We start from the raw sequence: 24,747 nt of genomic DNA, 5'->3' as shown, positions 1-24,747 counted from the left end.
GTTAGCCCCCGAGGAAAGACTTGGCGACTTCGGGGTCGGCAATCAGCTCGGCTCCCGTGCCGGTAAAGCGGTTTTGCCCGCTGGCGAGCACAAAGCCCTTGGAGGCGAATGCCAGCGCCTGGCGGGCGTTCTGCTCGACCATGAGAATGCCCACGCCTTCGGAATTGACCCGCTTGATGGTCTCGAAAATCTCGATGACGTAGCGGGGCGACAGGCCCGCCGAAGGCTCGTCGAGCATCAGAAGGCTCGGCTTGCTCATCAGCGCCCGACCCATGGCCACCATCTGCCGCTGTCCGCCCGAAAGCTCGCCCGCCGGCTGGCGGCGTTTCTCGCCCAGCACCGGGAACATTTCATAGACCCAGGCCATGGTATCCTTGAAATCGTCCTTGCGGGTGAAGGCCCCCATTTCGAGGTTCTCTTCCACGCTCATCGAGGTAAAGACGTTCTTTTCCTGCGGCACAAAGCTCAGGCCCCTGGGCACCAGCTTGTCAGGCAGCGAATTGGCGATGTCCTCGCCGCCGAAGTCGATGGTGCCGCCGGTGACCTTCAGCAGCCCGAATATGGCCTTGAGCGTGGTCGACTTACCCGCCCCATTGGGGCCGACAATGACGCCGATATCGCTTTTCTCGATGGCCATGTTGACGCCGTTGAGGATCGGTGCGCCGCCATAGCCGCCGACGACGTGTTTGAGTTCGATCAGGGGCATGTCTATGCAGCCTCCACCGGCGTGCCGAAATAGGCTTCGACGATCGCCGGATTGGCGCGAATTTCCGCCATCGGGCCCTCGGCGATCTTCTCGCCCTGGGCCATCACGATCACTGGGTCGCAGAGGCGCCCGATCAGGTCCATGTCGTGCTCGATGACAAAGAACGTATAGCCCAGTTCCTTGTTCATCCGCTCGATATTGCTGGCCAGGTCGTTGAGCAGCGTCTTGTTGACACCCGCCGCCACCTCGTCGAGCAGCACGATCCGTGCATCGACCATCATGGTGCGTCCCAATTCGAGCAGCTTCTTCTGCCCGCCCGAAAGATTGCCGGCCAATTCGTCGCGCACATGCCCGAGCTTGAGGAAATCGATCACGTCCAGCGCCTTCTTGCGCACATCGGTCTCGCGGCTCCGGACCAGGCGCGGCCGCAGCCATGTGTCGAGCAGATGCTCTCCCGGCTGGTCGCCCGGCACCATCATCAGGTTTTCCAGCGCCGTCATCTGCGAAAATTCATGCGCAATCTGGAAGGTGCGCAGCATGCCGATGCGGAACAATTGGTGCGGCTTGAAGCCGGTCACGTCCTGGCCATCGAAGATGACCTGCCCGCTATCGGGGGTGATATTACCGCCCACCATGTTGAACAGGGTCGACTTGCCCGCGCCATTGGGGCCGATCAATCCGGTGATGGAGCCGCGCCGGACCGAGAGCGAGCAATTACTGACGGCGGTGAGCCCGCCAAAGCGTTTTGAGACGTTGCGAACGTCAATGACCAAGTCTGAGGACAAGTTGATTGGAGCCCCGGTTTCCTGAATTTCTGCCCGCCCGGTTCAATCCGGGCGATTTTGCGGCATCTGTTCACAGACGCGCGGCAAATTCAACCTTAACCAGACGGTCAAACCGCCGCCAGCACGGCGTCTGCGGTAGATTTGTTATTGGCCAGCGGCACATCGTAAAGCGTGGCCAGACGGGTGAGCGCCTTCACATCGACGTCATGCGGCTGGGCCGAGAGCGGATCGATGAAAAAGATAAGCACGTCGAGCCGCCCCTCGCAGATCATGGCGCCCAATTGCTGGTCGCCACCCAGCGGACCACTCTTGAGCAATTGCACATGCAGGCCCGTCGCCGCAGTCACCCGGCTGCCGGTGGTGCCGGTACCCCACAGTTCATGCTCACCAAGCTTGTGCTTATGCACTTCGGCCCAGCGGCAAAGATCATCCTTCTTGTCGTCATGGGCCACCAGGCCAATTCGCGCCATCCCAAAGCCTCCGCCGCTGGTCGGCGCTTTTTGCCCGGCGCGGGGCAAAAGGGCAATGGGTCAAAGGCTCCAGGCCCGCTCAGAGCACATGCCAATGCGCCGCCAATGCCGTATGATCCGGCGCCGAGAATGAGTTGCAGGTATCGGGCAGGTCCGGCTCTTGACCCTTGCCAGCAAGCATATCGGCCAGTCCGACGAGGGATTCCGCCCCCTCGATTGTCTCTTTCAAGCGCTGGTCGATACCGGCAACTTTCGCCAGATCGGCCTGCAAGTCATCTTCCAGTGCCTGCGCCAGGCCCGAAGCGGCCGCCAGGGAAGCGGCCTGCCGCTGCCCGTCGCGCTCCAGCGCTGCCATCATCCGCAACCCTGCCCCACTCTCCTCGCTGATCCGGTCCATCAGTGCCGCCACACCGTCCAACGCAGCTCCAGCATCGTCAACGGCCCGCAGCGTCCTGTCCTGCCCGGCCCGCAATTGCGCCGCCAGCTGCGCCAATTCCATGGAGAGCGCGCGCATCTCTTCGTCCAGCGGCTTGCCATCGGCCGACGGGCTCTCCCCGGCCGAAAACCGCGCCGCCAGCAGATTGGCCGCATAGCTCAGCGCATCGGCCTTTTCGCTGGCGCTATGTTCCCGATCGGCATCGAGGGGAAAAGTATCGAGCGCGGACCGGACCGCATCCAGCGCCCGCCGGCCCTTGCTGCATCGACGCGCCTGCGCCCTGCCGGCCCGTGTCAGATCGGCAAGATGACTCGACATTGTCCCGGCCGCGATGACCTCTTCGGTCAAAACCGCGGTCAGCGTCCCGGCCTCGCTCACCTGCGCCGAACGAGTTTCCACCAGCAGGCGTCCGCTCTCCAGCACCTCGGCCGCCAGGGCCTTGACGGCGCGACCGGAGACGTCGAGGTCTTCGATCAACCCGCCCACCCGATCGGCCAGTTTCTCGGCGCTGGCTCTCAGCGGCGCCAGATCGGCTTCCTTCTGCGCCATCAGCGCATCGTCGCGACGCCCCTCTGCCGCCAGTTCCAGCACCATGCTGGCCTCTTCCACGCTCCGCCGCAGACGCGCCTGCTGGGCAGCGAGCCCGGCCTGCGCCTCCTGTCGCAGCTTTTCGGCATAGCCTGAAAAGGTGAGGTCGAGATCAAGGACGATCGCGCCGACCAGCGCCGAGAGGCCTTCCGCCATAACTTCGCTGGCCGCCAGAACCGGCGCCGGGTCCGCTGCCAGCAGTCCCAGTGGACCGCGCCGCTGCCGCAGTGCCGCGGCAATGCCATCCCCGATGACACCCCTGACCAGGGCCTGGGCGATGACGGCATGGCAGCCCGCATGCCAGCGGGGATCGACGCCGATGCGGGCATGGCGCTGTCCGGTTTTCGCGGCAGCCTCGGCAAAAGCGGCATCGAGCCGGCCCGCCGCCAGCGCATGCCAGTGCGCAGCCGGGCCGCCATTGTTCCCCTCGATATTGTCCCGGCCATAAAGAAACCGCGCCGCGCTTGGCGTCGTGGCGATCCGGGCATTGAACCGCTGCAAGGCGCCATCCAGATGCTCGGCGACACTGGCCGAAATGGGCGCGAGCTTTGCTTCGACGCCTTCGCCAAGCCCGATGAAATCGAGCCGCTGCTGAAGATTGTCCTGCATCCTGATCCCCGAACCTGTGTCATTGCGTCCTTGGTCCATGAGAACGCGCCGGAGTAAATACTATGGTTAATAGGTGCTTATCGGCTTCTACGTAGGGTCCGCAGCAAGACCTCAGCTACGCAGGGCAATTGCCTCGGCAACTAGCAACAAGATGGCGTCGCGCGGAAGGGGCTGTCCCGGGTAGAGCCGCAGGAACCGGCCCTTCTTGAGATCGCCTTCAAGCAGGCCCTCTGGATCGTCGAGCATCCGGCCGTTCTCGAAATAAAGTGCAACACGATCCGCATATGGAAATGCCGCGCAGATCAGGCCGGCGCGGCTATGCCTGAAATTGACCGAACGCCATCCGAACCGCGCGACTCCCGTCATCTCCGGCACGGTGCCGAGCAAGTCCACCAGAGGCCGAAACAGCGCGGCAATGTTCTCGGAATGGGGTGCGAGCAAAGCGTCGACTTCAACCCCTGGTGGGATGCTCATGCTGTCAGCGCGATGGCGCTGTGGCGCATCACCACGCTCGTCGGCTCAATCATCGCCATGGCCGCGAACCTGCCCATCTCTTGTTCCATCCGCGCAGCGGCGGCCTTGGCGTCCTCTGCGCTCGACCAGACGATCATGTCGGTCCAGACCCCGTCGTCCCCCTCGCTCAGGGTACGGCTGACAAATCCCGCCTGCTGACGCGCCCAGTCGTTGACCTGGGCATTGGCGGCCAGAAAAGCGTCCCGGTCGGCGCCGGATAAGCGAAAAGTCACAAGTTCAGTCGTCAGCATTAGCAGTCTCCCGTTCGCGCCTCCCATGGCGCGAACTGCATTTGCGGGCGATCAGTGACAATCCATGGCAGCAGCCTCGGTCCTCAGAATGCTTCCCAGTCGCCGGCGAGCGCCGCATTGCCTGCAACCCGGCTCACGAAGCGTGGCGGCGCCCGATCCGGGGACGCGGCCGGAGCTGCTACCGTCTTGGCGCCGCTGCGACAGAACACCCCTACAATGCGGTCCAGCGCGCCGGCCTGCGCCTCGGTCTGTTCGATGGCCGCATTGGTCGCTTCGACCAGCGCGGCATTGTGCTGGGTCAGTTCATCCATCTGCCGCACCGCCACCTTGACCTCCTCGATGGCCGAGGCCTGCTCGCGACTATCGCGGGCAATGCCCTCCATCAGGCCGGTATTGGACTTGGCCGCTTCGCGCATGGCCTCGAGCTTGGAGGCCGCCTCGGCCGCGAGGCGCGTCCCCGCGTCCACTTCGCCCGATGAGGCCTCGATCAGCGCCTTGACGTCGGAGGAGGCGCTGGCCGCCGACTGGGCCAGCCGCCGCACTTCTACGGCCACCACGGCAAAACCCTTGCCCGCATCGCCGGCCCGCGCCGCTTCCACCGACGCGTTGAGCGCCAGCAGGGCGAGGCCGCCCGCGATGAGGCCGCCGGTTGCCAGAAGGAAGACGACGCCTGCTCCCAGGACCAGTTTGATTTGAATGGACAGATTGCTCAGTTTCATCGTGCCTGCCTCAGGAGCCTGACCATCCTGGCCGGCCGTTTACGCGCGTCTTTTTACGAGCCAATGCACCGCACCCGCTTCGGGGTGACGGAGTTGGCCATGTCATCAAACGGGAAAGATGACGCCTCTTCGATGTGCCAGCCGCAGGGCTGGTGTGCTGCATTCGAATCTGCGTCCACCGCCAGATTGCACAGGTCCCATTAAAGCCCGGCAAACCACGCACAGAGCCGTGAAGACACGAAAGGGGGCACACCGTGCCCCCTTTCAGACGTCAGGATTTCCCAGGAGAACCTAGAACTCGTCCCAGTCGGTCGATACCGCCGCATTGCCCTGGCTGAGGTAAGTCCGGCTGGCCTTCTGTACCGCACGAATTGGCGCGGACACTGCCCCGCGGCGCGGCGCCTGGGTCATGGCAATTGCCGGTTCATCGAGGGTGAAGATATCCACCACAAGGTCGAGTTCACCTGCTTGGGCTTCGGTCTGCTCGATGGCCGCATTGGTCTCTTCCACCAGCGCCGCATTGTGCTGGGTCATCTCGTCCAACGTGCGGACGGCAACGCTGACTTCCTCGATGGCCGCTGCCTGCGCCTTGCTGGCCTTGGCGATGGACTGCATCAGGCCGGCATTCCGGGTCACCGCGCCAAGCATGTCCCGCAATTGCGTGGCCGCGCTCGACACCAGGTCCGAGCCACCCTTGACTTCATTAGCGCTGGCTTCGATCAGCGCCTTGACGTCGGACGATGCGCTGGCCGCGCTCTGAGCCAGGCGCCGCACTTCCACGGCCACCACGGCAAAACCCTTGCCCGCATCGCCGGCCCGCGCCGCTTCGACCGAGGCATTGAGGGCCAGCAAATTGGTCTGAAAGGCGATATCGTCGATCATGCCGATGATGTTGGAGATCTTGGCCGAGGACTGGGTAATGCGCTCCATGGCGGCATTGGCCTTTTCCATGACTGCGCCGCTGCGCGCCGCGTCGGCTGACACCGAATCGGCAGAGGCATTGGCGTCGTCCGCCATGCGGGCATTCTCGGCCACGGTATTGGCCAACTGTTCCATGGCGGCCGAGGTTTCCTCGATGGTTGCGGCCTGCTTGGTGGTGCGCTCGGAAAGGTCGTTGGCGCCCGAGAGGATTTCGCCCGTGGCGGTTTTGAGCGCCCGCGAGGTCACCCGCAGCTTGCCGATCACGTCGCTGAGCTTTTCCGCGACCGCATTGGTGTCGGTCTTCAGCTTGGCAAAGGAGCCCTGATAGTCTCCTTCCATGCGCTGGGTCAGGTCTGCCTCGGCCAGCGCCGCCAGCACCGCGCCAGTTTCGGCCAGGCCCCGGTCGACCGTTTCGACCAGGCTGTTGACGCTGCCGGCGAGGCTATTGAGTTCGGCATCGGGGAACTGAGCATGCACGCGCTTGGAAAAGTCCCCGGCTATCGCGGCATCCACGACTTCGCCGAACGCGGCTTGCAGGGCCACCATCATGTCGGTCCGCTCGATGCGGCGGCGTTCAGAGGCTGCGCGCTCCTCATCGGTCATCTGGCTGACCTTAAGTCCGTTCTCGCGGAACACTTCCACGGCGCGCGCCATGGCGCCGATCTCGTTCTGCCGGGCCACGTAAGGCACATCGGTTTCAAATTGGCCCTCGGCAATGACCTCCATGGTCTGGGCCAGCCGCGGCACCGGAGCCATCAGCGCCCGCGATATGAAGAACCCGGCCACGCCCAGCACCAGCAGCGCCCCGCCACCCACGATCAGCAGCAGCATGAGCACGCCATTGACCACGCCCTCGACGCCAGCCTTGTCGACCCCGACATAGAGCAGACCCATAGGCACGCCGGCTGCTGTGACAATAGGCTGGTAGGCGGTGTAATAGGCTTTGCCCTGAATCATGGCCTCACCCATATAGAGCTCGCCCTTCATCACCGAGGCATAGGCAGCGCTGGCCTGCCCCAGCGGCGTCCCCACGATCCGCTCGCCATTGGCGTCCAGGATATTGGTGCTCAAGCGCACGAAGTCCTGGCTCGCTTCGTCCCAGCCGAAGATCGTTGCCGTCTCGCCGGTCAGGCGGACGATGGAATCGACGATGTCGTGATTGAGGAACTGCCGCGGCATGGCAAAGGTGGAAATCCCTGCCAGGGTACCATCTTCGGCCCAGCTCACATCTGCGCCAGGCAGGTTGCTGGCGAGGATGGTAGCAGCCGTCTTGAGGTTGGATGTCTGCTGCCCCACCGCCTGCGCACGCAGGGTCGAGCTCAGGCTGACATAGATGGCCGCCGAAACCAGCGATACCGACAAGAGGATGGCGACAATGACCAGGGCCGCGATGGCCGTCGTCATCCGAATATTGCCGAGAAAACGCTTAACTGCACTGACCATTGGTTGGTCCCCAATTCAGCGCCGGGTTCCCCGCGAACCGGGCGCAATACTTGGGAGAAATCCTAACCGCTCTCGATTAACCGAGTATTATATATGCAAAACGATTGCGGCCTGCTTGAGCAGGCCGCATGATTTTTGTGCATCGACAGGGACTTAAAACTCGTCCCAGTCGGTCGATACGGCTGCATTGCCCTGGGTCGGATAGGCGCGGCGGGCCTTTGGAGCCGCTCTGGCCGGCTGTGACACCGGGCTGTCCCTTCGCGCCGGCGGCCTGGCTTGCGAATCAGTGGCGGACTGGTCGATGGCAAAGATGTCCACGATCCGGTCGAGTTCGGTCGCCTGGGCCTCGGTCTGCTCGATGGCGGCGTTGGTCTCTTCCACGAGGGCCGCATTGTGCTGCGTCATCTCGTCCATGGTCCGGACCGCCGCGGTCACCTCCTCGATCGAGGTGGCCTGTTCGGCACTGTCGCGCGCAATGGCTTCGAGCGACTGGGTGTTTTCGCGGATTGCCTCGAGCATGCTGGCGAGCTTGCCGGCGGCTTCCCCCACCAGTTTGGAGCCGGTCGTCACTTCGCCGCTCGACTGCTCGATCAGCGCCTTGACATCGGAGGAGGCACTGGCCGCGGACTGGGCCAGGCGCCGCACTTCCACGGCCACCACGGCAAAGCCCTTGCCGGCATCGCCAGCGCGAGCCGCTTCAACCGAGGCGTTCAGCGCCAGCAGGTTGGTCTGGAACGCGATATCATCGATCATCCCGATGATGTTGGAGATCTTGGCCGAGGAGGCCGTGATCCGCTCCATCGCCTCATTGGCGGCATCCATCACCTTGCCGCCCTCTTCGGCGGTATGGGTGACCTTGGAGGCGCTGGCACTGGCATTCTTGGCGCGCTCGGCATTGGCCAGCACGGTGCTCGCCAGCTGTTCCATGGCGGCCGAGGTTTCCTCGATCGTCGCTGCCTGCTTGGTGGTGCGCTCGGACAGATCATTGGCGCCAGAGAGAATTTCCCCCGTAGCGGTCTTGAGCGAGCCGGAGGTGCTGCGCAACTGCATCACCACTTCGGTCAGCTTGTCGCCCACCGCATTGATGTCGGACTTGAGCTTGGCGAAGGCGCCCTCGTAATTGCCGGTCATGCGGCGGGTAAGATCCGTGTCGGCCATGGCACCAAGCACCTCGCCCACTTCCGCCACGCTGCGATCGAAGGTCTCGACCAGATTGTTGACGCTCGTTGCCAGCCCGTTGAGTTCGGCATCGGGGAATTCGGCGGTGACACGCTGGGTAAAGTCCCCGGCAATGGCGGCATCCACCACCTCGCCAAAGGCGCCCTGCAGCTCGCTCATCATCTGGCGGCGCTTTTCCTCGTCGGCCACGATGCGGGCGGCTTCGGCCTCGGTCATCTGGCTGACGCGCAGCCCGTTTTCACGGAACACTTCCACGGCCCGCGCCATGGCGCCCACTTCATTGCCCTTCTCCGTGAACGGCACGGCAACATCGTAATTGCCCTGGGAAACCACCTCCATTACCCCCGCCAGCTTCGGGATCGGTCGGGTGATCATGCGCGAAGCCACAAAACCGATCAGCCCGAAGCCGACAATGGCCGCACCACCGACAATTGCGATCAGGCCCAGCACGCTGTTGGCGGCAGCCTCGACATTGGCCATGGGCGTACCGGCGAGGATCGCCCCCATCACCTCGCCACTAGTCTTCTGAATCGGTTGCAGCGCGGCGTAATAGTTCACGCCGTCGATCTGGATCTGCCCCAGTACCATTTCGCCGGCATTGAGCCGGGTGACCACATCGCTGCCGGCGGGCAGGATACCGTCCACTGCGCGCGTGCCGTCAGGCAGCGTCAGGCTGGTAGTCTTGGCGATCATGTCGCCAGTGGCGTTGTCGGTCACATAGATGGCCGCATCCTGCTTCGTCACCCGGGTCACCGAATCGATGACGACGGTGTCGTAGAAGGGGGGAATGGCCCAGCTCTGGAAGGCGGCAATCGTGCCATCCTCGGCCCAGGTCAGCACCGAACCGGAAATGCGCCGTTCCAGGATCGTGGCGGCAACACCAAGATTGGTCTCCTGCTGTATCCGGCTGTCGGACATGGATTGGCTGTGCAGGTTCAGATAGATCGCGCACGATACGGCGGCAATCGATCCAATGATGGACAACATGACTAGCACCAGAATGCTGGTGGTCATGCGCACATTTCCCAAAAGGCGCGCAATCTGTTTCATAGCATCTACTCCCCCTCGCAGGCCCGGAATGTCTCCTGGAGTCATTCCTGGAACCGGCTCAATGGCTCGCAAGGTTATGGGAAAGTATTTACCGAAAGCTGTACGGATATTTCCGCAATCGATTTCATCGACCCTTAAGGATGAAAAAATGCGGATCCTGTTCGGATAATGGCTCCCCACGCCCTTGAGGGCCTGCGAGAAACCGGTCCAGGAAGCGATTCTTTTTCCCCGGTCCGTCCCTAGAATTCGTTCCAGTCGACATCCACGGCGGCATTGCCGCGGCTGAGATAGGACCGACCTGCCGGCGCCGCCCGCTCCGCCGCCACCGGTCGTGATGCAGAAGGGGCGCGGGCAATTGCCTGCCCTTGTTGCGTTGTGCGGAATACATCCACGATGCGGTCGAGCTGGGTGGCCTGCGCCTCGGTCTGCTCGATGGCCGCGTTCATCTCCTCCACCAGCGCCGCATTGTGCTGGGTCATCTCGTCCATGGTCCGCACAGCGGTATTGACCTCCTCGATGGACGAGGCTTGATCGCGGCTGTCCGAGGCGATCTGGTGCATCAGGTCGTTGGAAGCCCGCGCCGCCTCCAGAATTGCGCCCAGCTTGCTCGCTGCATCGGCCACGAGGCGCGATCCGCCCCGGACTTCCGCAGCGCTCTGCTCGATCAGCAGTTTCACATCCGACGAGGCCTGGGCCGCGCTCTGAGCGAGCCGCCGCACTTCCACCGCCACCACGGCAAATCCCTTGCCCGCCTCTCCAGCCCGCGCCGCTTCTACCGAAGCATTGAGCGCCAAGAGGTTTGTCTGGAAGGCAATGTCGTCGATCATGCCGATAATGTTGGAAATTTTGCCCGATGACGTTGTGATCTTTTCCATCGCCGCATTCGCCTCGCCCATCACCTGCCCGCCCTCCTCGGCGGTGCGGGTGACGAGGCCCGCGCTGGAACTGGCCTCCTGGGCCCGCTCGGCATTGGTGAGCACCGTGCCGGCCAGCTGTTCCATGGTGGCCGAGGTTTCCTCGATGGTTGCCGCCTGCCGTGTGGTGCGCTCGGAAAGGTCATTGGCGCCGGAGAGGATTTCGCCAGTCGCCGTCTTGATCGTCCCCGAAGTGGCGCGCAATTGCCCGACCACGTCGCTCAATCGGTCAGCCACCGCATTGGTATCGGCCTTGAGCTGGGCCAATGCCCCCTCATAATGGCCTTCCATCCGGCAGGTGAGATCAGTATTCGCGAGGGCGCCGAGCACAGTGCCGATTTCGGCAACTCCGCGATCAAAAGTCGCCACCAGATTGTTGATGCTGCTCGAGAGCATATTGAGCTCCGGATCGGGGAATTCGACATTGACCCGCCGGCCGAAATCGCCCGCGCTGGCGGCGTCCACCACGGCGCCAAAAGCCCCCTGCAACTCGCTCATCATGCGTTGCCGCTCCTCTTGGTCGGCAATGATGCGTGCGGCTTCTGCCTCGGTCATCTGGCTGACACGCTGGCCGTTCTCGCGGAACACTTCCACCGCCCTTGCCATGGCCCCGACCTCATTGCCGCGATCGACAAAAGGCACATCCACCTCGAAATCCCCGGCGGCAATGGCATCCATCGTTCCCGCAAGCCGGGGAATCGGCCTTGTCAGGAGGCGTGAGGCCAGCAGGCCCACGGCCCCCATTACCAGCAGCAGTACCCCGGCCATGGCCGCCAGGCCCGGCAGCGCCGCATTGGCCGCAGCATCGGCCAGCGCGGCATCCTTGCCGACCCAGAAGGCGCCGAGCAGCGTGCCGTCGAGCTTGTAGATCGGGAAGGCCGCTGCGTTGAAGGTGCTGCCCTCCAGGCTCATCTCGCCGTAATAGGCCGTGCCCGCCGCCAGCGCCGCCGCAGCCGGGCTCGCCGGATCGATGATGAAGTCGACGGCCCGCTCGCCCTCTTCCAGCTCGAAACTGGTGGACTTGGCGATGAACTGGCCTGCTTCGTCGAGACTGAAGATCACCGTTTCGCCGCCGGTGACCCGTGTCACCGAATCCACCGCGCCGGTGTCATAGAAATTGGGAATGGAATAGGTGTTGAAGACGGCGATGCTGCCGTCCTCTTCGGCCCAGGTGACAATCGAGCCGGACAGGCGCTTTTCATAGATGGTCGCTGCGGTCTTGAGATCGGCGCTCTGCTGGGCCACGGCCTGTCCGACCGCCTGGCCGCGCAGGCTGAGATAAGTGCTTATGCTATAGGCGACGATGGTCACCACGATGCTGGTCAGCATCAGCGCCGCAATGGCAGTGGTCAGGCGCATATGGCGCCAGCCGGTCAGTACCTTCATTTTCCCCTCCGCACCCGATACCGCGCTCTTCCCACCCGGCGCCGTGACGCTAAACCCTGCGGCTTAACGCAAGGTTGATCTTGTATGGTAGTCAGCACGATAAGCAAAAAGGGCGCCTGCTCGGCGCCCTTTCTTATACCTTAGAATTCGCTCCAGTCGGTATCGACCGCGGCATTGCCCTTGCTGAGATAAGACTTGGCCGCCGTACTGAGCTTCGCCTGCAGGCCGCGCGCCCCCTGGGCGATAGCCTGCACCGGGCCGGCACTGACAGGAGCGGCCTTGCGCGGAGCCTGTGGTGCAGCCGAGCGCTGCTCGATGGCGAAGATGTCGACGATCTTGTCGAGCTGGGTGGCCTGGGCCTCGGTCTGCTCGATCGAGGCATTCATTTCCTCAACCAGCGCCGCATTGTGCTGAGTCATCTCGTCCATGGTCCGCACGGCCGTGTTGACCTCTTCGATTGAGGAAGCCTGCTCGCGGCTCTCGCGGGCAATGCCGTTCATCAATTCGCTCGAGGAGCGGGCCGAAGTCAAAATTTCCTCCAGCCGGCCGGCTGCATCGGCCACCAGCTTGGAGCCCCCCCTGACCTCGATGGCGCTCTGCTCGATCAGCGCCTTGACGTCGCTGGACGCCTGCGCCGCCGACTGGGCCAGGCGCCGCACTTCCACGGCCACCACCGCAAAGCCCTTGCCGGCCTCGCCCGCCCGTGCCGCCTCGACCGAGGCGTTGAGCGCCAGGAGATTGGTCTGGAAGGCAATGTCGTCGATCAGCCCGATAATGTTGGAAATCTTGGACGAAGACTGGGTGATGCGCTCCATCGCCTCGGTCGCCTGACCCATGACCTGCCCGCCTTCTTCAGCGGTATGGGTCACGCCCGTGGCGGCGGTCGAGGCTTCCTTGGCGCGTTCGGCATTGGCCAGCACCGTGCTCGCCAACTGCTCCATGGCCGCAGAGGTTTCCTCGATGGTGGCAGCCTGCTTGGTGGTGCGTTCGGAAAGATCATTGGCGCCCGACAGGATTTCCCCGGTGGCGGTCTTGAGAGTGCGCGACGTATCGCGCAACTGGCCCACAATGTCGGTCAGCTTTTCCGCCACCGCATTTGTATCCGCCTTGAGGCGGGCAAAGGCACCCTGGTAATCGCCCTGCATGCGTTGCGTCAGGTCGGTATTGGCCAGCGCCGAAAGCACCGTGCCGGTTTCGCCGAGGCCGCGATCCACCGTTTCCACCAGCTCGTTGACCGAGCGGGCCAGGGTGTTGATTTCATCATCGGGGAATTCGGCGTCGACGCGCTTGGAGAAATCTCCTTCAATGGCCGCATCGACCACCTGCCCGAAGGCACGCTGCAGATCCTGCATCATGGCGACGCGTTCTTCCTGGGCGGCGACAATACGCGCCGCTTCCGCATCGGTCATTTCATTGACCTTGAGCGCGTTCTCCCGGAACACTTCCACGGCCCGGGCCATGGCGCCAATTTCGTCCGGGCGGCGGCTGCCCTTGACCTCGACCGAGAGATCGCCGTCAGCCAGAGCCTCCATCGTATCGGTCAGCCGCGTGATCGGCTTGCTGATCGAGCGGGCAAAGAAGAAGCCGATCACCGCGGCAATGGCCAGCAATATGCCCCCGATTGCCAGCGTCATGTCGCGCATCTGCACGACGGCAGCATAGGCTTCCTGCTCGGGCTGCACGGCCGCGATGGCCCAGGTGACATTGCCCACGCTGACCGGCTGGGCGCGAACCACCATGGGTGCGCCGCGATAATCGGTGCTGATGCCCTCCCCGGTCTGGCCGGCAAAGGCGCCGGTGATGACATCGGATGTCAGCGTTGTGGAGAGAACGTCCACTTCCTCGGTGCGCGGGGACTCGGAGCGCAGCAGGCCATCCTGGCCCACGACCACCACCTCGCCGCTGCGCCCCAGACCCGAGAGGCCGGAAACGCGCGCGCTCAGCGTTTCGGGGGACATGGCCAGCACCATGACCCCGGATTTTTCCTCCTTGTCATAGACCGGCATGGCCATGAAGCTTTGCGCCGTGCCCGTCGGTCCATAAACCGTGAAATCGACAAAGGCGGTATCGCCATCGGCTAGGTCCTTGGCGGCGGTGAAGGCCTGCCCCAGGCCCGATGCAGCGGCCGTGGTGTCGGTCAGCACATTGGTGGCGAAATCATTGTTCTTGGCCACCGAATAGACCACGTCGCCCGCCGCACTGATCATCAGCACGTCCGAATAGGCGCGCTCCAATTGCAAGGTGCGGAAGCCCGGATGATAACGCTTGTGCACCGGATCATAGCTGGCGCCCATGGCACCCACGCTGTCGACTGCGGCACGGTCATCGGGATTGGGATTGTCAGTGACATAGGCCGTCTGCAGTTGGATCGCAGCGCGTTCCTTGAGGCCCATGCGCAATTCGTCCATGGCACGGGTCATGTTCTTCATCGCCGTAACCGTGTCGGATCGCTGCACGAACAGGCGTAGATCCACCTCGGCACTGGAATAATAGTCGCTGACCAGCGAGGTCGCCGTGTTCAGCGAAGCCTGCATCGACTGGTTCCGCTGCTCGGTCACCGTGCCCAGGCCGATCAGATAGCTGGCAATGCCGACGCCTGCGCTGACCACCAGGGCCGAGCCGACCAGGGCCAGTGGCAGTTTCTGGGCGATCTTCAACTGCGGAATGAACTTCATGTCTGTCCTCAATTCCCCCTCAAGCGACCGTCATCCCCCGCGCGGGCTACTTCCCCGACGGGGTCCTGCGCAAACGGTCACCCGGCACGCGCGGCACACCGAATTGTGGAAACGATATATCTCGTGGATTAATCACTTCTTACGGATAAGTCCCAAGCGCACATTTCTTGGGCAAGTACCTATACAAAGGGAATTCTCCTGCCGAAAAACATGACGCCCCCACCGGGATCGGCAAGGGCATCTTGTCAGACAGGTCTGTCGCCGCCGATCAGGTCAGCGCGCCGATCACCGCCTCGATGCGCTTCTTCATGGTCGACGCATCGAACGGCTTGATGATGTAATTGTTGACGCCAAAGGAAATGGCTTCCTTGACCTGTTCCTTGTCGGAACGCCCGGTGGCCATGATGAAGGGCATGGCCTGGGTCCGCGGATGCTTGCGGATCACCTTGAGCAGGGTCAGCCCGTCAATGTCTTCCATGTTCCAGTCCGAAATGATCAGGTCGACATTGGACTTTTCGAGCTTGCCCAGGGCATCGCGGCCGGACTTGGCTTCGATGATGTCCTTGAAGCCCAGCTGGGTCAGGATGTATTTACAGATGCCGCGCATGGACTGCTGGTCATCAACAATCAGGACGCTCACAGCGCTCGCTTTTGGCATGGTTGTTCTTACCTCTACGCGCCTTCGGCCTTCGGGCCGCACTTGACGTCCGACTCTAAGAGCCAAGCGTTACAAATCTCTCAACTGCCCGATTGGCATTGTTTTCGCTATCCGCTCACGCGGCCGACTTGAGTTTGACCAGGGCATTGGCAAGCTTGGCCGCGATTTGTTCCACCGGGGCCTGGTCCACCACCGCGCCCTCCTCGAAAGCGACGCGCGGCATGCCATAGACCAGCGCCGAAGACTGGCTCTGGCCCACCGTATAGGCGCCGGCCTCCCGCATCTGCTTGAGGCCCCTTGCCCCGTCACGCCCCATGCCGGTCAGGATGGCGCCAACGGCCATTGGACCCACGGTCTTGGCCACCGATTCGAACAGCACGTCGACGCTCGGCCTGTGCCCACTCTCGAGACCATCCTGTCCAAGGCGGCACTTGAGCTGTCCCGAGGACTTTTCGACCCTGAGGTGATAATCGCCACGGGCCACATAGGCATGACCCGCCAGAAGCGGCATGCGGTCTTCCGCCTCCACCACCTTGAGCGCGCACAGCTCGTCCAGCCTCGCGGCGAAGCGGCCGGTAAAGCCGGCTGGCATGTGCTGGGCGATCACCACGGGCGGGCAATCGGCCGGCAATTCGATGAGCACGGCGCGGATCGCCTCCACGCCACCGGTCGAGGCGCCAATGGCGATCACCGCGCCCTCGGGGGCAGCGGCGGTCTTGAGCGGTATCCTGCCGGCCTTGGGGGGGTCCGCCCGGCTGGCCGAGCGCCCCCGCACGTCCGATTTCGAGGCCGCCCTGATCTTGTCACGCAGCCCGGCGCCGAAGGCATCAAGGCCCCCGGAAAACTCGACGCTGGGTTTGGCCACGATATCCACCGCGCCCAGTTCGAGCGCCAACAGCGTTTCGCTGGCGCCCTTCTTGGTCAGCGTCGAGACCATCACCACAGGGGTCGGCCGCAGCCGCATCAGCCGCTCGAGAAATTCCAGTCCGTTCATATTGGGCATTTCGATATCGAGCGTCAGCACATCCGGATTGAGCGCCTTGATCTTCTCGCGCGCATCGATCGGATCGGTGGCCGTGCCCACCACCTCGATATCCCCGTCCCGCGTCAGCATGCGGGCCAGCACCTCTCGGATCAGCGCCGAATCGTCGACGACCAGTACCTTGATGCTCATCATGCAGCTCGCTTGTTCTGTTTTTCCCTGGACTGGTAGATGGTCTTGCCCACCAGCCGGAACCCGTCGCCGCCGGACCCCAGATTTTCCGAATGGCCGATATAGAGGAAGCCCTCGGGCGCCATCAGCTGGGCAAAGCGCCCGAACACCTCGCCCTGGGTGGGCTTGTCGAAATAGATCGCCACATTGCGGCAGAATATGGCGTCGAACGGCCCCTTCATCGGCCAGGCGCCGATGAGGTTGAGCGGCTTGAACGACACCAGTTCGCGCACCGCAGCGGGGATGCGAACCATGCCGTCACCCGCCCGCTCGAACGGGCGCATACGTTCCGGTGTCAGCCCCGACAGCTCGTTTTGGGGATAGACCCCGCCGGCCGCCTTGGCGATCACCGCCGTATCGATATCGGTGGCCAGGATCTTGAAGTCCCAGCGCTTGAGTTCGGGAAAGGCGCCAAGCAGATCCATGCCGATCGTATAGGGTTCCTGCCCGGTCGAGCAGCCCGCCGACCAGATGCGCAATCGGCTGCCGCGCGGCTTCTCGGCGATCAGCGCCCCCACATGGGTGCGCAGATGCTCGAAATGGTGGTCCTCGCGGTAGAAGCGCGTGAGATTGGTGGTGAGGGCATTGACGAAATCCTGCCCGTCCTGGGCCGTGCCGCCGCGCTCCAGATAGTCCACATAGGCGTCAAAGCTGGGCAGCCGCAGCGCGCGCAAAATCTTTGACAGCCGGGAAACCACCAGGGTCCGCTTGGCATCGCTGAGCGAAATTCCAGCTTCGGAATAGACGCGGGCCTTGATCCGCGCGAACTCCCGCTCGCTGAGGGAGTATTCCCCCTGTTCCATGCAACCACCCCTTCTTGACCGGATTTCTTCCGGCTAACTGGCCACGCGTTGAACGAAGACGGTCTCCTGACCATCGACATCGCCCACCGGCTTGCTTGAAGCGATCGGCGCCTTTTGCACCGACCTGTTCTCCACAACTGGCGCAATACTGGCTGGTGCATTGCTTAGATTGCGTAAATTCTCCCTGAGGGCAGCGGTGATTTTTTGCAGGTCGCTAGCCTCATCGAGGCCAATCCGCGCCTGGGCCCGTCCCTTGTCGGCAATGATGCGGATTTCCTTGGCGCTGCGATTGGTGACCTGGGACAATTGGCGCACCTCGTCGGCCACCACCGCAAACCCCGCGCCCTTTTCGCCGGCCCGTGCCGCTTCCACCGCTGCGTTGAGCGCAAGCAGGTTCGTGCGGAACGACACATCTTCGATGCCCGCCGTCATGGTGTCGATTTCCTGAGCCATGCGGTCGATCTCGCTGACCAGCGCCCGTGTGCGGCCTGCCGCCTGTTCGACCTGACCCGCAAGCCCCGACGCCTCGTCGCTACGCCGCCGCGCCGCCGCCAGTTCGGCTTCGAGCCCGGCCATCTTCTCGACCCCATCAGCCAGCGCCTGGCGTCCGATTTCCGCCGCCTGTTCGAGCTCGGCTGCGCGCGCCTCGAACTGGGCCAACAGCGTCTTGACCGTACCGAGCCGGGTTTCGAGAGCCGAGCGGGCCTGGGCCTCGTCCCGCTGCTGTTCGTCCAGCCCGGCAAACAGGTCAATTACGATTTGCGCTTCGTTCGCCAGCGGCAGCGCGGTGTCCGAAATGGCTTCCCCCGACATCACGGCGCGCAATTGCGTGACCCCGGCATCGAGCGCGTCGAGCGCCTGGTTGAAACCACCCAGAACCGGGTCACCCGCGGCAGCCTCGCTTTCGAAACGGAAACCCGTCTGCCCCTGGCGCAGCGCCTCGAGTACCGAGCCGAGGTCGTCTTCTTCCACGAAATACCCGGCCGGACTGAGTTCGAGCGTATACCGGCCCGACGGCAGAGGCCGTCTTTGCGCCACGAACCGCCTGTCCCGGAGCATCACCAGAGCCTCTTCGGGCGCGCCGCCCCCGGCTTCGAGATAACCGGCACCGAACAGCCCGTCGAGGGTTTCGCCCTCCATGGCGTCGGGCGCCAGCCGCTCCATGCCCTGGCTGGCCGCCAGGATCACCCCATGTTCGTCGATCACCAGCACCGGGGATTTGAGCGTGCTCAGCGCCGCACGGAAGTGATGAGCCCGTTCCAGTCGTGTCCCCAGCCGCGTCACGATTGAGCCAATCGAGAGCGTTTCGCCCGGCCGGTCGGAGAGACCCGCCGCCTGCGCCACCGCGGCAAGGCGAGCCGCCTCGCGGCGGTCGGCGACTTGTCCGATGACCAGGCTTCCAGCAATGGCAAGGCCGATCAGGCTGCCCACGGCGGCAAACCAGCCCGGCCCCGGACCCGTTGCCAGCAGCAGCCCGACGGCTATCGCCCCGGCAATGGTCCACAGGCCCGCAGCCGCCAGCATGAGCCGCAAACCCCGGCGTGGTGGGCGCGAATCGACAATAAGGGCAGCATGGTCCGGCATGTTGGGACCCTAGGCCCAGAATGGTTAACCAAATCTATAAGTGGACCCGGCCCGGTAATACTTTTGAAAGCTCGGGCCCCGGAGCGTTTCCAGCAAAAGTGGAAACGGTTTTACAGTTCGGGCCTGAAGGGCCGCACCAGCAAAACGCGACCACTCAAAAGACCTCGCTCGTTCCCCCATTTCCACGAAACGGGGGAACATCTTAGAAGAGTTCGATATCGTCCACCGGCACGGGCACCACCACACGGCGGCGGGCGATGGCCAGTTCTTCCTGCGCCACATTGGCGCCCGCATCGCTGTCCAGGCGCTTGACGAAGGCCCGCCCGGAATGAGGCTTGAACAGCACCCTGCGGGCAAAATTGCCGCCCACATCCTCGCTGGTGGCGCTATAGCCTTCATCGGCAAGAAACTGGCGGATGAACTCGATATTCTTGGCCCCGACATCGTCCAGCGCTGCATTGATCTTGCCGCCGCCAAACACCTTGATCTCGAGATTGCTCTTCTTGCCACTCCCCTGGGACAGGACCTTGTTGATCAGCTGTTCCATGGCGAAGGCGCCATAGCGGGCCGAGGCCCCGTAGCGGTCCTTGGCCGAGCCGGACTGTTCGGCCAGAAGGAAATGGTTCATTCCCCCCACCAGCGCTACCCGGTCGCGTACGCAGGCTGAAATACACGATCCCAACACTGTCGAGAACGTGATGTCAGCCGCATTGGACACGTGGCAATCGCCCTGGTGGACGGTGGTCACTACCCCGCGATCGAACTCGGGAGGCAGGGTATTCGAAAGGGCCATCTCGTCTTCATCTACCTCTACGGGCGAATTGTTCGGATCGTAGAGGAAAACTCGTTAGCCAATTGCTAACCACGACGGACGAGTTCACCGACAAGCCCTGATTCAGCAAGGAGGGGTTTAGAAATAGCGCTATAGGGTAGCCGGATCGGGGCTAGGAATACGTATAATGTCACTGCAGAAACTCGCACGGGAACTGGACGAGACGGCACGGCAGACCGCTTCAATGCTAGAAGGCATCACCGAAGCGCTCGAATTGCTTGCCGAAAAGCAGTTGGGAAAGGATGCCACGGTCAATGAAGCCGTGCAGCTGATCATAACCGCGCTCCAGGGCCAGGACCGTATCGAACAGCGCTGCCACAATATGGCGCTGGCGGTGCGCCAGTTCGCCTTGCTGCCCCCTACTGCCCCCGATTCGGTCTATGACGAGATCTGGGCGAGTCTCACCCTTGATGAATTGCGCGTCCCCGCGCTCTCGGGCATCGCCGCCCACCAGGCCCACGGCGACGCCGAACTGTTCTAGCCTTCCACGATCCGGCTTTTCAGCACGGCGCCTCTGGCGCCTTTTGCATTTCTGGCCGAGGTACGAACCTCACCATACAATCGCGCAGGCTTCCCGCAGACCCGATCGGGTCAGGAGAACTTGTCGGGCCTGAGCACATTCACGGTGCTGATCATCACCAGCATTCCATAGCTGTCGAGCAGGGGGCGCAAGTCATTCACAAAGCCTTCGGCACGTGCCGGCTCCGCCACTGTCAGAAGGGTCACCTTGTGCTGTGCGCTGGTGATGAGATCGTCACTCCAGCTTCCAGATGCGCCTTGCCCGTATAGAGTTGGCATGACCGTATGGCCGGTGATTCCATGCTTTTCGAGCAGGCCGACCAGTTCTTGTACCAATGGAGCATCCACCAGCACTTCGATACGCGTGCGTTCCACGCCGAGTTGAATCATCTCACCACCCACTGGGCTAGCCAGACATAAAAGGGAATACCGAACAGGATGTTGAACGGAAACGTCACCGCTAGCGACATGCCCAGATAAAGGCCCGGATCGGCCTGTGGCAGTGCCAGACGCATGGCTGCCGGCACCGCGATGTAGCTGGCACTGCCCGCAAGGATGCCAAGTGCAGCAGCAGTTCCCGCGTCAAGACCGAGCAGGCTGCCCAGCAGCACGCCCAGCGTTCCGTTCGTCAACGCCATCGCTACGGCAAGACCAATCAGCCGTGGAGTAAGGCTGCGGCCCTCTTTCAGACGCTTGGCTGCCACCAGGCCCATGTCGAGCAGAAACAGGCAGAGAACGCCTCGGAAGGCACCCTCAAACACAGGCGCAATCGACACAAACCCGGGCTTTCCGACCACAAGGCCAATGGCAAAGCTGCCAACCAGCAGCATTACCGAGCCATTGGTCAGGGTCTCATGCACCAATTCCCGCGCGGGTCGCGCTCCCGCCACGCCATAGCGTTGCGCGAGCAACAGGCCGGAGATAATGGCCGGCGTCTCCATCAGCGCCAGTACGGCAACCATGTAGCCGGCTGCCGGCATCTGTTGTCGGGCCAGAATTTCGAGCCCGGTCACGAAGGTCACCACGGATACTGAACCATAGTGTGCCGAAACCGCAGCGGCATTGACCGCGCTAAGGGCGCCCACGCTGCGCAGGATCAGGAATACCGGTATCGGGATCACAAAGCTAAGTCCGACACCGGCCAGTGCCGCGACCATGAGATCCGTTGTAAATCCCGCCTCGGATACTTCGACACCACCTTTAAGGCCAATCGCCACCATCAGGTACAGCGAGATGCCCTTGCCAACGGCCTCTGGGATCGACAGGTCCGAGCGTAGCGATGCCGCCAAAGCACCAAGAACAAAGAACAGGACAACCGGCGAGAGTAAGGTTTCCAAAAATCACCCCTTCGGGCCGATACCTAAGACCATTGCACCATAGTGGGCGCGGCTCATCTGGGGACCATATCCGCACGGGACACCCAGGACGAGACATCAAAGCATCGAGCCGTGCGAAGCATTCACAAATGCCAAGGGCGCCGAAGCGCCCTTTATGCGTCATGCCGGCGGGTCTGGACCAGCCCTAGCCGTCCATCTTGGCCCCGGTCACCACCGAATGCAGGTCGATCAGCCCCACCATCCGGCTTTCATGGGTGACGATGCCATTGAGCAGTTCGGTGTCGATGGAATTACCCTCGGGCACATTGTGGATGTCGTCGCGGTTGACCGTGAGAATGTCCGAGACCGCATCCACCAGGATGCCAACCCATTTGTCGCCGACGCTCATCACCACCACCACATGGTTCTTGGTGGGCGAGGTTTGGCCGTCGCCGAAGCGGGCGCGCAGGTCGAAGATCGGCACGATGGTGCCGCGCAGGTTGATCACGCCGCGCACATATTCACGCGTATTGGGCAGCGGGGTCGCGCCATTCCAGGCACGGATTTCGCGCACCGTGGTAATTTCCACGCCATAGGTCTGTTCGCCGATCGAGAAAGCAATCAGCTGCAATGTGTTCTGGCCGGCAACGGCCGACTTGTCGCTCATGTCGTCGCGAAGGCTCAGCGCTTCCATCTTTCTCGCCTTTTCATCCCGCCCGTCCTGGGCGCCTTTGACTCAACTATACTGCGTCAATCGACGCCAATCTCTTAACGGCACTGCCCGAATTGCTAAGCTGCGTTCTGGTGCAGATGGGTGGTGCGCAGGCCCTGCACATCCACGATCAGCGCGACATTGCCGTCGCCCAGAATGGTGCCGCCGGCAATGCCATCGACGCGCTCGAAATTCTCTTCGAGGCTCTTGATGACCACCTGCTGCTGGCCGATGATGTCGTCCACCACCAGCGCCACCTTCATATTGCCCTCGGTCTCGCATAGCACCACGAACTGCTCGGATTCCGCGACCTCTGTAGCAAGGCCGAAGCGCTGGCCCAGGTCGATGACCTGCACATATTCGCCGCGCACCTGCAGCACGCGACCACCGGAGGGGACGCGCTCGAAGCTGGCGCGCGAGCACTGCATGGTTTCAACGATTGAGCTCAGCGGCACCACATAGGGGCTGTCCCCGACCTTGACCAGCATGACATCGAGCACCGCCAGGGTCAGCGGCAGCCGCAGCGTCATGCGCGTGCCCTTGCCGGTCCAGGAGCGGACATGCACCGAGCCGCCGATCTTCTTGATATTGGAGAGCACCACGTCCATGCCGACGCCACGCCCGGAAATATCGCTCACCGCCTCGGCGGTAGAGAAGCCCGGAGCAAAGATCAACTGGTCGATCTGCTCGTCCGTCGGGGTGATGTCGGGGGCCACGATGCCCTTGTCGCGGGCGAGCTTCAGCACGCGTTCGCGATTGATGCCGGCGCCGTCATCCTCGACGATGATCAGGATATTGCCACCCGCCTGCTCGGCCGAAAGCCGGATCGTGCCGGTATCGGGCTTGCCGGCGGCCAGGCGCCTGTCCGGGGTCTCTATGCCGTGGTCGGCCGAATTGCGGATCATGTGAGTCAGCGGATCGGACAATTGTTCGATCACCGTCTTGTCGATTTCGGTGTTCTCGCCGATGGTCTCGAGCTTGATCTTCTTGCCTGTCTTGGTCGCCAGTTCGCGCGTCAGCCGCGGCATGCGGGAGAACACGGATTTGACCGGCTGGGCACGGATGGCCATCACCGAATCCTGCAAACCGCGCGTTGTCTGCGCCAGCACTTCGAGGCCGCGCACCAGTTCGGTGTAGCGGGCGCGCAGCGTCTCATCCATCTGCTGGGTCAGCATGGACTGGGTGATGACCAGTTCGCCCACCATGTTGACGACGCGGTCCACCTTGTCGAGATCGACGCGGATCGACTGCACGCCGACCGAACGGCCACCGCCTTCCTCGCTCTCGCCATTGCCACCGCTTGGCATCGCCTTGGCAACGGGCGCCGCTTCGACCTTGGGCTTCGGCGGTGGGGGCGGCGCGATCTCAGCGGCGATATCGGCAAAACTCAGCGCCGGCGGTTCCTCGAAACTGTCCTGTTCGCTGATCGGCTCGGGTGTCGGGTCGGGCGTGAAATCGGCAAGCGGCGCAACCGGTTCGGCCGGAGCCGCCACTTCCTCTTCGGTTAGGGCCAACAGGCTCGACAGATCCGCCTCGCCGCTCTCGGTGTCAATCGGTGCCGCGACGGCGCTCTCGGGCTCGGGAATGTCAAAGCCCGCATCAGCAAGACTGGGCACGATGCCGGCCTGGGCTATGACGATATCGCAGTCGCCGTCCACGAATTCGAAGACTTCGCGGATCGAGGCCTCGGTCAGCCCCGGCGCCACCAGGGTGATTTCCCAGGCGCAATAGACCGCAAAAGGCTCGAAGTCGCTCAGCGGCGGCACGTCCCCCAGCATGGCGCGGACGCTCATATTCCCCAGCGCCGCCAGTTCACGGAACAGCAACAGCGGGTCGTTGGCCCGCGCATAAAGCGCCCGGTGCGGGGTGAAGCGGATTTCCCACTGCCCCTCGGCCGCCGCCATGGGAGCGCTGTCGAACACGTCCTCCACCGGCGCTTCGCCGCTGGCAGCGCCGTCCAAATTGACCATCACCGGGGTGAAGTCGATGTCGAATTCCTCGACCATCTCGCCGCCGGTGTCGTCGTCTTCCAAAGCGGCCTCGCCGCGCGCCAGGGCGTCGAAACGCGCCTTTTCCTCGGCGCCGTAATCAGCCGCCAGCGCCTCGCCCGACTGGGCGGCGTTGACGTGATCGGCGACAATGTCATTGGCCTTGATGCAGAGGTTCACCACATCGTCGGTCAATTCGACCCGCCCGTCGCGCACATAGTCGAGCAGCGTTTCATAGGCATGGGCAAAGCCCACCAGAGCCGAGAAGCCGAAGGCGCCGGCGCCGCCCTTGATCGAGTGAATGGCCCGGAACACGGCGTTGAGGCGATCGGCCCCGCGTTCGCCCTGCTCGATGACAGCGAACTGCTCCTCGAGCTCGGTCAGAAGCTCGGAACATTCGTCGAAATAGGTGGCCTTGAAGTCGTCGAGATCACTCATTCTTACGCTTCCAACCCTTCTGGGTCTGCTTCATTGGGT

General features: G+C 63.0%; 21 protein-coding genes. 1 reads left to right on the top strand and 20 read right to left on the bottom strand.

Annotated elements, in window-relative coordinates; all coding sequences use genetic code 11:
• Position 1: 1 nt before the first annotated feature.
• The 16 genes from ACXYMS_RS17560 to ACXYMS_RS17485 all read right to left on the bottom strand — a co-directional run bounded on the left by ACXYMS_RS17560 (position 2) and on the right by ACXYMS_RS17485 (position 19,696).
• On the bottom strand, positions 2 to 706 hold the full coding sequence (locus ACXYMS_RS17560) for an ABC transporter ATP-binding protein (RefSeq protein WP_458908137.1): 705 nt from the start codon (positions 704 to 706) through the stop codon (positions 2 to 4).
• 2 nt (positions 707 to 708) lie between these two features.
• Entirely contained in the window at positions 709 to 1,491 is a 783-nt protein-coding gene (locus ACXYMS_RS17555; RefSeq protein WP_458908136.1) for an ABC transporter ATP-binding protein, read from the bottom strand.
• Positions 1,492 to 1,598: 107 nt separating this feature from the next.
• Positions 1,599 to 1,961: a methylglyoxal synthase gene (locus ACXYMS_RS17550; protein WP_458908135.1), complete on the bottom strand. Its 363-nt coding sequence runs from the start codon at positions 1,959 to 1,961 to the stop codon at positions 1,599 to 1,601.
• A 79-nt stretch (positions 1,962 to 2,040) separates the two neighbouring features.
• Positions 2,041 to 3,594, bottom strand: a complete 1,554-nt coding sequence (locus ACXYMS_RS17545) for a protoglobin domain-containing protein (RefSeq protein ID WP_458908134.1) — start codon at positions 3,592 to 3,594, stop codon at positions 2,041 to 2,043.
• A 111-nt stretch (positions 3,595 to 3,705) separates the two neighbouring features.
• Positions 3,706 to 4,068, bottom strand: coding sequence for a DUF1801 domain-containing protein (locus ACXYMS_RS17540; protein ID WP_458908133.1), 363 nt, complete (start codon positions 4,066 to 4,068; stop codon positions 3,706 to 3,708).
• Entirely contained in the window at positions 4,065 to 4,358 is a 294-nt protein-coding gene (locus tag ACXYMS_RS17535; protein WP_458908132.1) for a hypothetical protein, read from the bottom strand. The genes ACXYMS_RS17540 and ACXYMS_RS17535 overlap by 4 nt, the downstream gene beginning before the upstream one ends.
• Positions 4,359 to 4,441: 83 nt before the next feature.
• Complete coding sequence (locus ACXYMS_RS17530) at positions 4,442 to 5,077, bottom strand: methyl-accepting chemotaxis protein (RefSeq protein ID WP_458908131.1); 636 nt, start codon at positions 5,075 to 5,077, stop codon at positions 4,442 to 4,444.
• A gap of 291 nt (positions 5,078 to 5,368) precedes the next feature.
• Positions 5,369 to 7,441, bottom strand: coding sequence for a methyl-accepting chemotaxis protein (locus ACXYMS_RS17525; RefSeq protein ID WP_458908130.1), 2,073 nt, complete (start codon positions 7,439 to 7,441; stop codon positions 5,369 to 5,371).
• A gap of 153 nt (positions 7,442 to 7,594) precedes the next feature.
• Positions 7,595 to 9,634 (bottom strand): methyl-accepting chemotaxis protein, encoded by a 2,040-nt coding sequence (locus tag ACXYMS_RS17520; RefSeq protein ID WP_458908129.1) that lies wholly within the window; start codon positions 9,632 to 9,634, stop codon positions 7,595 to 7,597.
• A gap of 275 nt (positions 9,635 to 9,909) precedes the next feature.
• Complete coding sequence (locus ACXYMS_RS17515; protein WP_458908128.1) at positions 9,910 to 11,970, bottom strand: methyl-accepting chemotaxis protein; 2,061 nt, start codon at positions 11,968 to 11,970, stop codon at positions 9,910 to 9,912.
• A gap of 140 nt (positions 11,971 to 12,110) precedes the next feature.
• Positions 12,111 to 14,645, bottom strand: coding sequence for a methyl-accepting chemotaxis protein (locus ACXYMS_RS17510; protein WP_458908127.1), 2,535 nt, complete (start codon positions 14,643 to 14,645; stop codon positions 12,111 to 12,113).
• A 268-nt stretch (positions 14,646 to 14,913) separates the two neighbouring features.
• Positions 14,914 to 15,303, bottom strand: a complete 390-nt coding sequence (locus ACXYMS_RS17505) for a response regulator (protein WP_104892861.1) — start codon at positions 15,301 to 15,303, stop codon at positions 14,914 to 14,916.
• A 115-nt stretch (positions 15,304 to 15,418) separates the two neighbouring features.
• Entirely contained in the window at positions 15,419 to 16,477 is a 1,059-nt protein-coding gene (locus ACXYMS_RS17500; RefSeq protein ID WP_458908126.1) for a protein-glutamate methylesterase/protein-glutamine glutaminase, read from the bottom strand.
• Positions 16,477 to 17,319 carry a CheR family methyltransferase gene (locus tag ACXYMS_RS17495; protein WP_458908125.1) on the bottom strand — a complete coding sequence of 281 codons (843 nt, stop codon included), beginning with the start codon at positions 17,317 to 17,319 and terminating at the stop codon, positions 16,477 to 16,479. The genes ACXYMS_RS17500 and ACXYMS_RS17495 overlap by 1 nt, the downstream gene beginning before the upstream one ends.
• Before the next feature lie 33 nt (positions 17,320 to 17,352).
• Positions 17,353 to 18,903, bottom strand: a complete 1,551-nt coding sequence (locus ACXYMS_RS17490) for a methyl-accepting chemotaxis protein (RefSeq protein WP_458908124.1) — start codon at positions 18,901 to 18,903, stop codon at positions 17,353 to 17,355.
• A 202-nt stretch (positions 18,904 to 19,105) separates the two neighbouring features.
• Positions 19,106 to 19,696, bottom strand: a complete 591-nt coding sequence (locus tag ACXYMS_RS17485; protein ID WP_458908123.1) for a chemotaxis protein CheD — start codon at positions 19,694 to 19,696, stop codon at positions 19,106 to 19,108.
• Between the two features lie 166 nt (positions 19,697 to 19,862).
• Here ACXYMS_RS17485 and ACXYMS_RS17480 point away from each other — a divergent pair, with 166 nt between their 5' ends.
• Positions 19,863 to 20,216: a hypothetical protein gene (locus tag ACXYMS_RS17480; RefSeq protein WP_458908122.1), complete on the top strand. Its 354-nt coding sequence runs from the start codon at positions 19,863 to 19,865 to the stop codon at positions 20,214 to 20,216.
• A 110-nt stretch (positions 20,217 to 20,326) separates the two neighbouring features.
• Here ACXYMS_RS17480 and ACXYMS_RS17475 read toward each other — a convergent pair whose 3' ends face one another.
• The 4 genes from ACXYMS_RS17475 to ACXYMS_RS17460 all read right to left on the bottom strand — a co-directional run bounded on the left by ACXYMS_RS17475 (position 20,327) and on the right by ACXYMS_RS17460 (position 24,708).
• A complete protein-coding gene (locus tag ACXYMS_RS17475) occupies positions 20,327 to 20,644 on the bottom strand; it encodes a DUF190 domain-containing protein (RefSeq protein WP_458908121.1) in 318 nt (105 codons plus the stop codon).
• Entirely contained in the window at positions 20,641 to 21,591 is a 951-nt protein-coding gene (locus ACXYMS_RS17470) for a sodium-dependent bicarbonate transport family permease (RefSeq protein WP_458908120.1), read from the bottom strand. Before ACXYMS_RS17470 ends, ACXYMS_RS17475 begins: the two co-directional genes overlap by 4 nt.
• A 184-nt stretch (positions 21,592 to 21,775) precedes the next feature.
• Positions 21,776 to 22,264 (bottom strand): chemotaxis protein CheW, encoded by a 489-nt coding sequence (locus ACXYMS_RS17465; RefSeq protein ID WP_458908119.1) that lies wholly within the window; start codon positions 22,262 to 22,264, stop codon positions 21,776 to 21,778.
• A gap of 95 nt (positions 22,265 to 22,359) precedes the next feature.
• Entirely contained in the window at positions 22,360 to 24,708 is a 2,349-nt protein-coding gene (locus tag ACXYMS_RS17460) for a chemotaxis protein CheA (protein ID WP_458908118.1), read from the bottom strand.
• Positions 24,709 to 24,747 lie beyond the last annotated feature (39 nt).

Source organism: Devosia sp. CAU 1758, assembly GCF_054482695.1.
The sequence above is the reverse complement of the archived record's forward strand: the minus strand, read 5'-3'. Positions and strand labels throughout refer to the sequence as shown.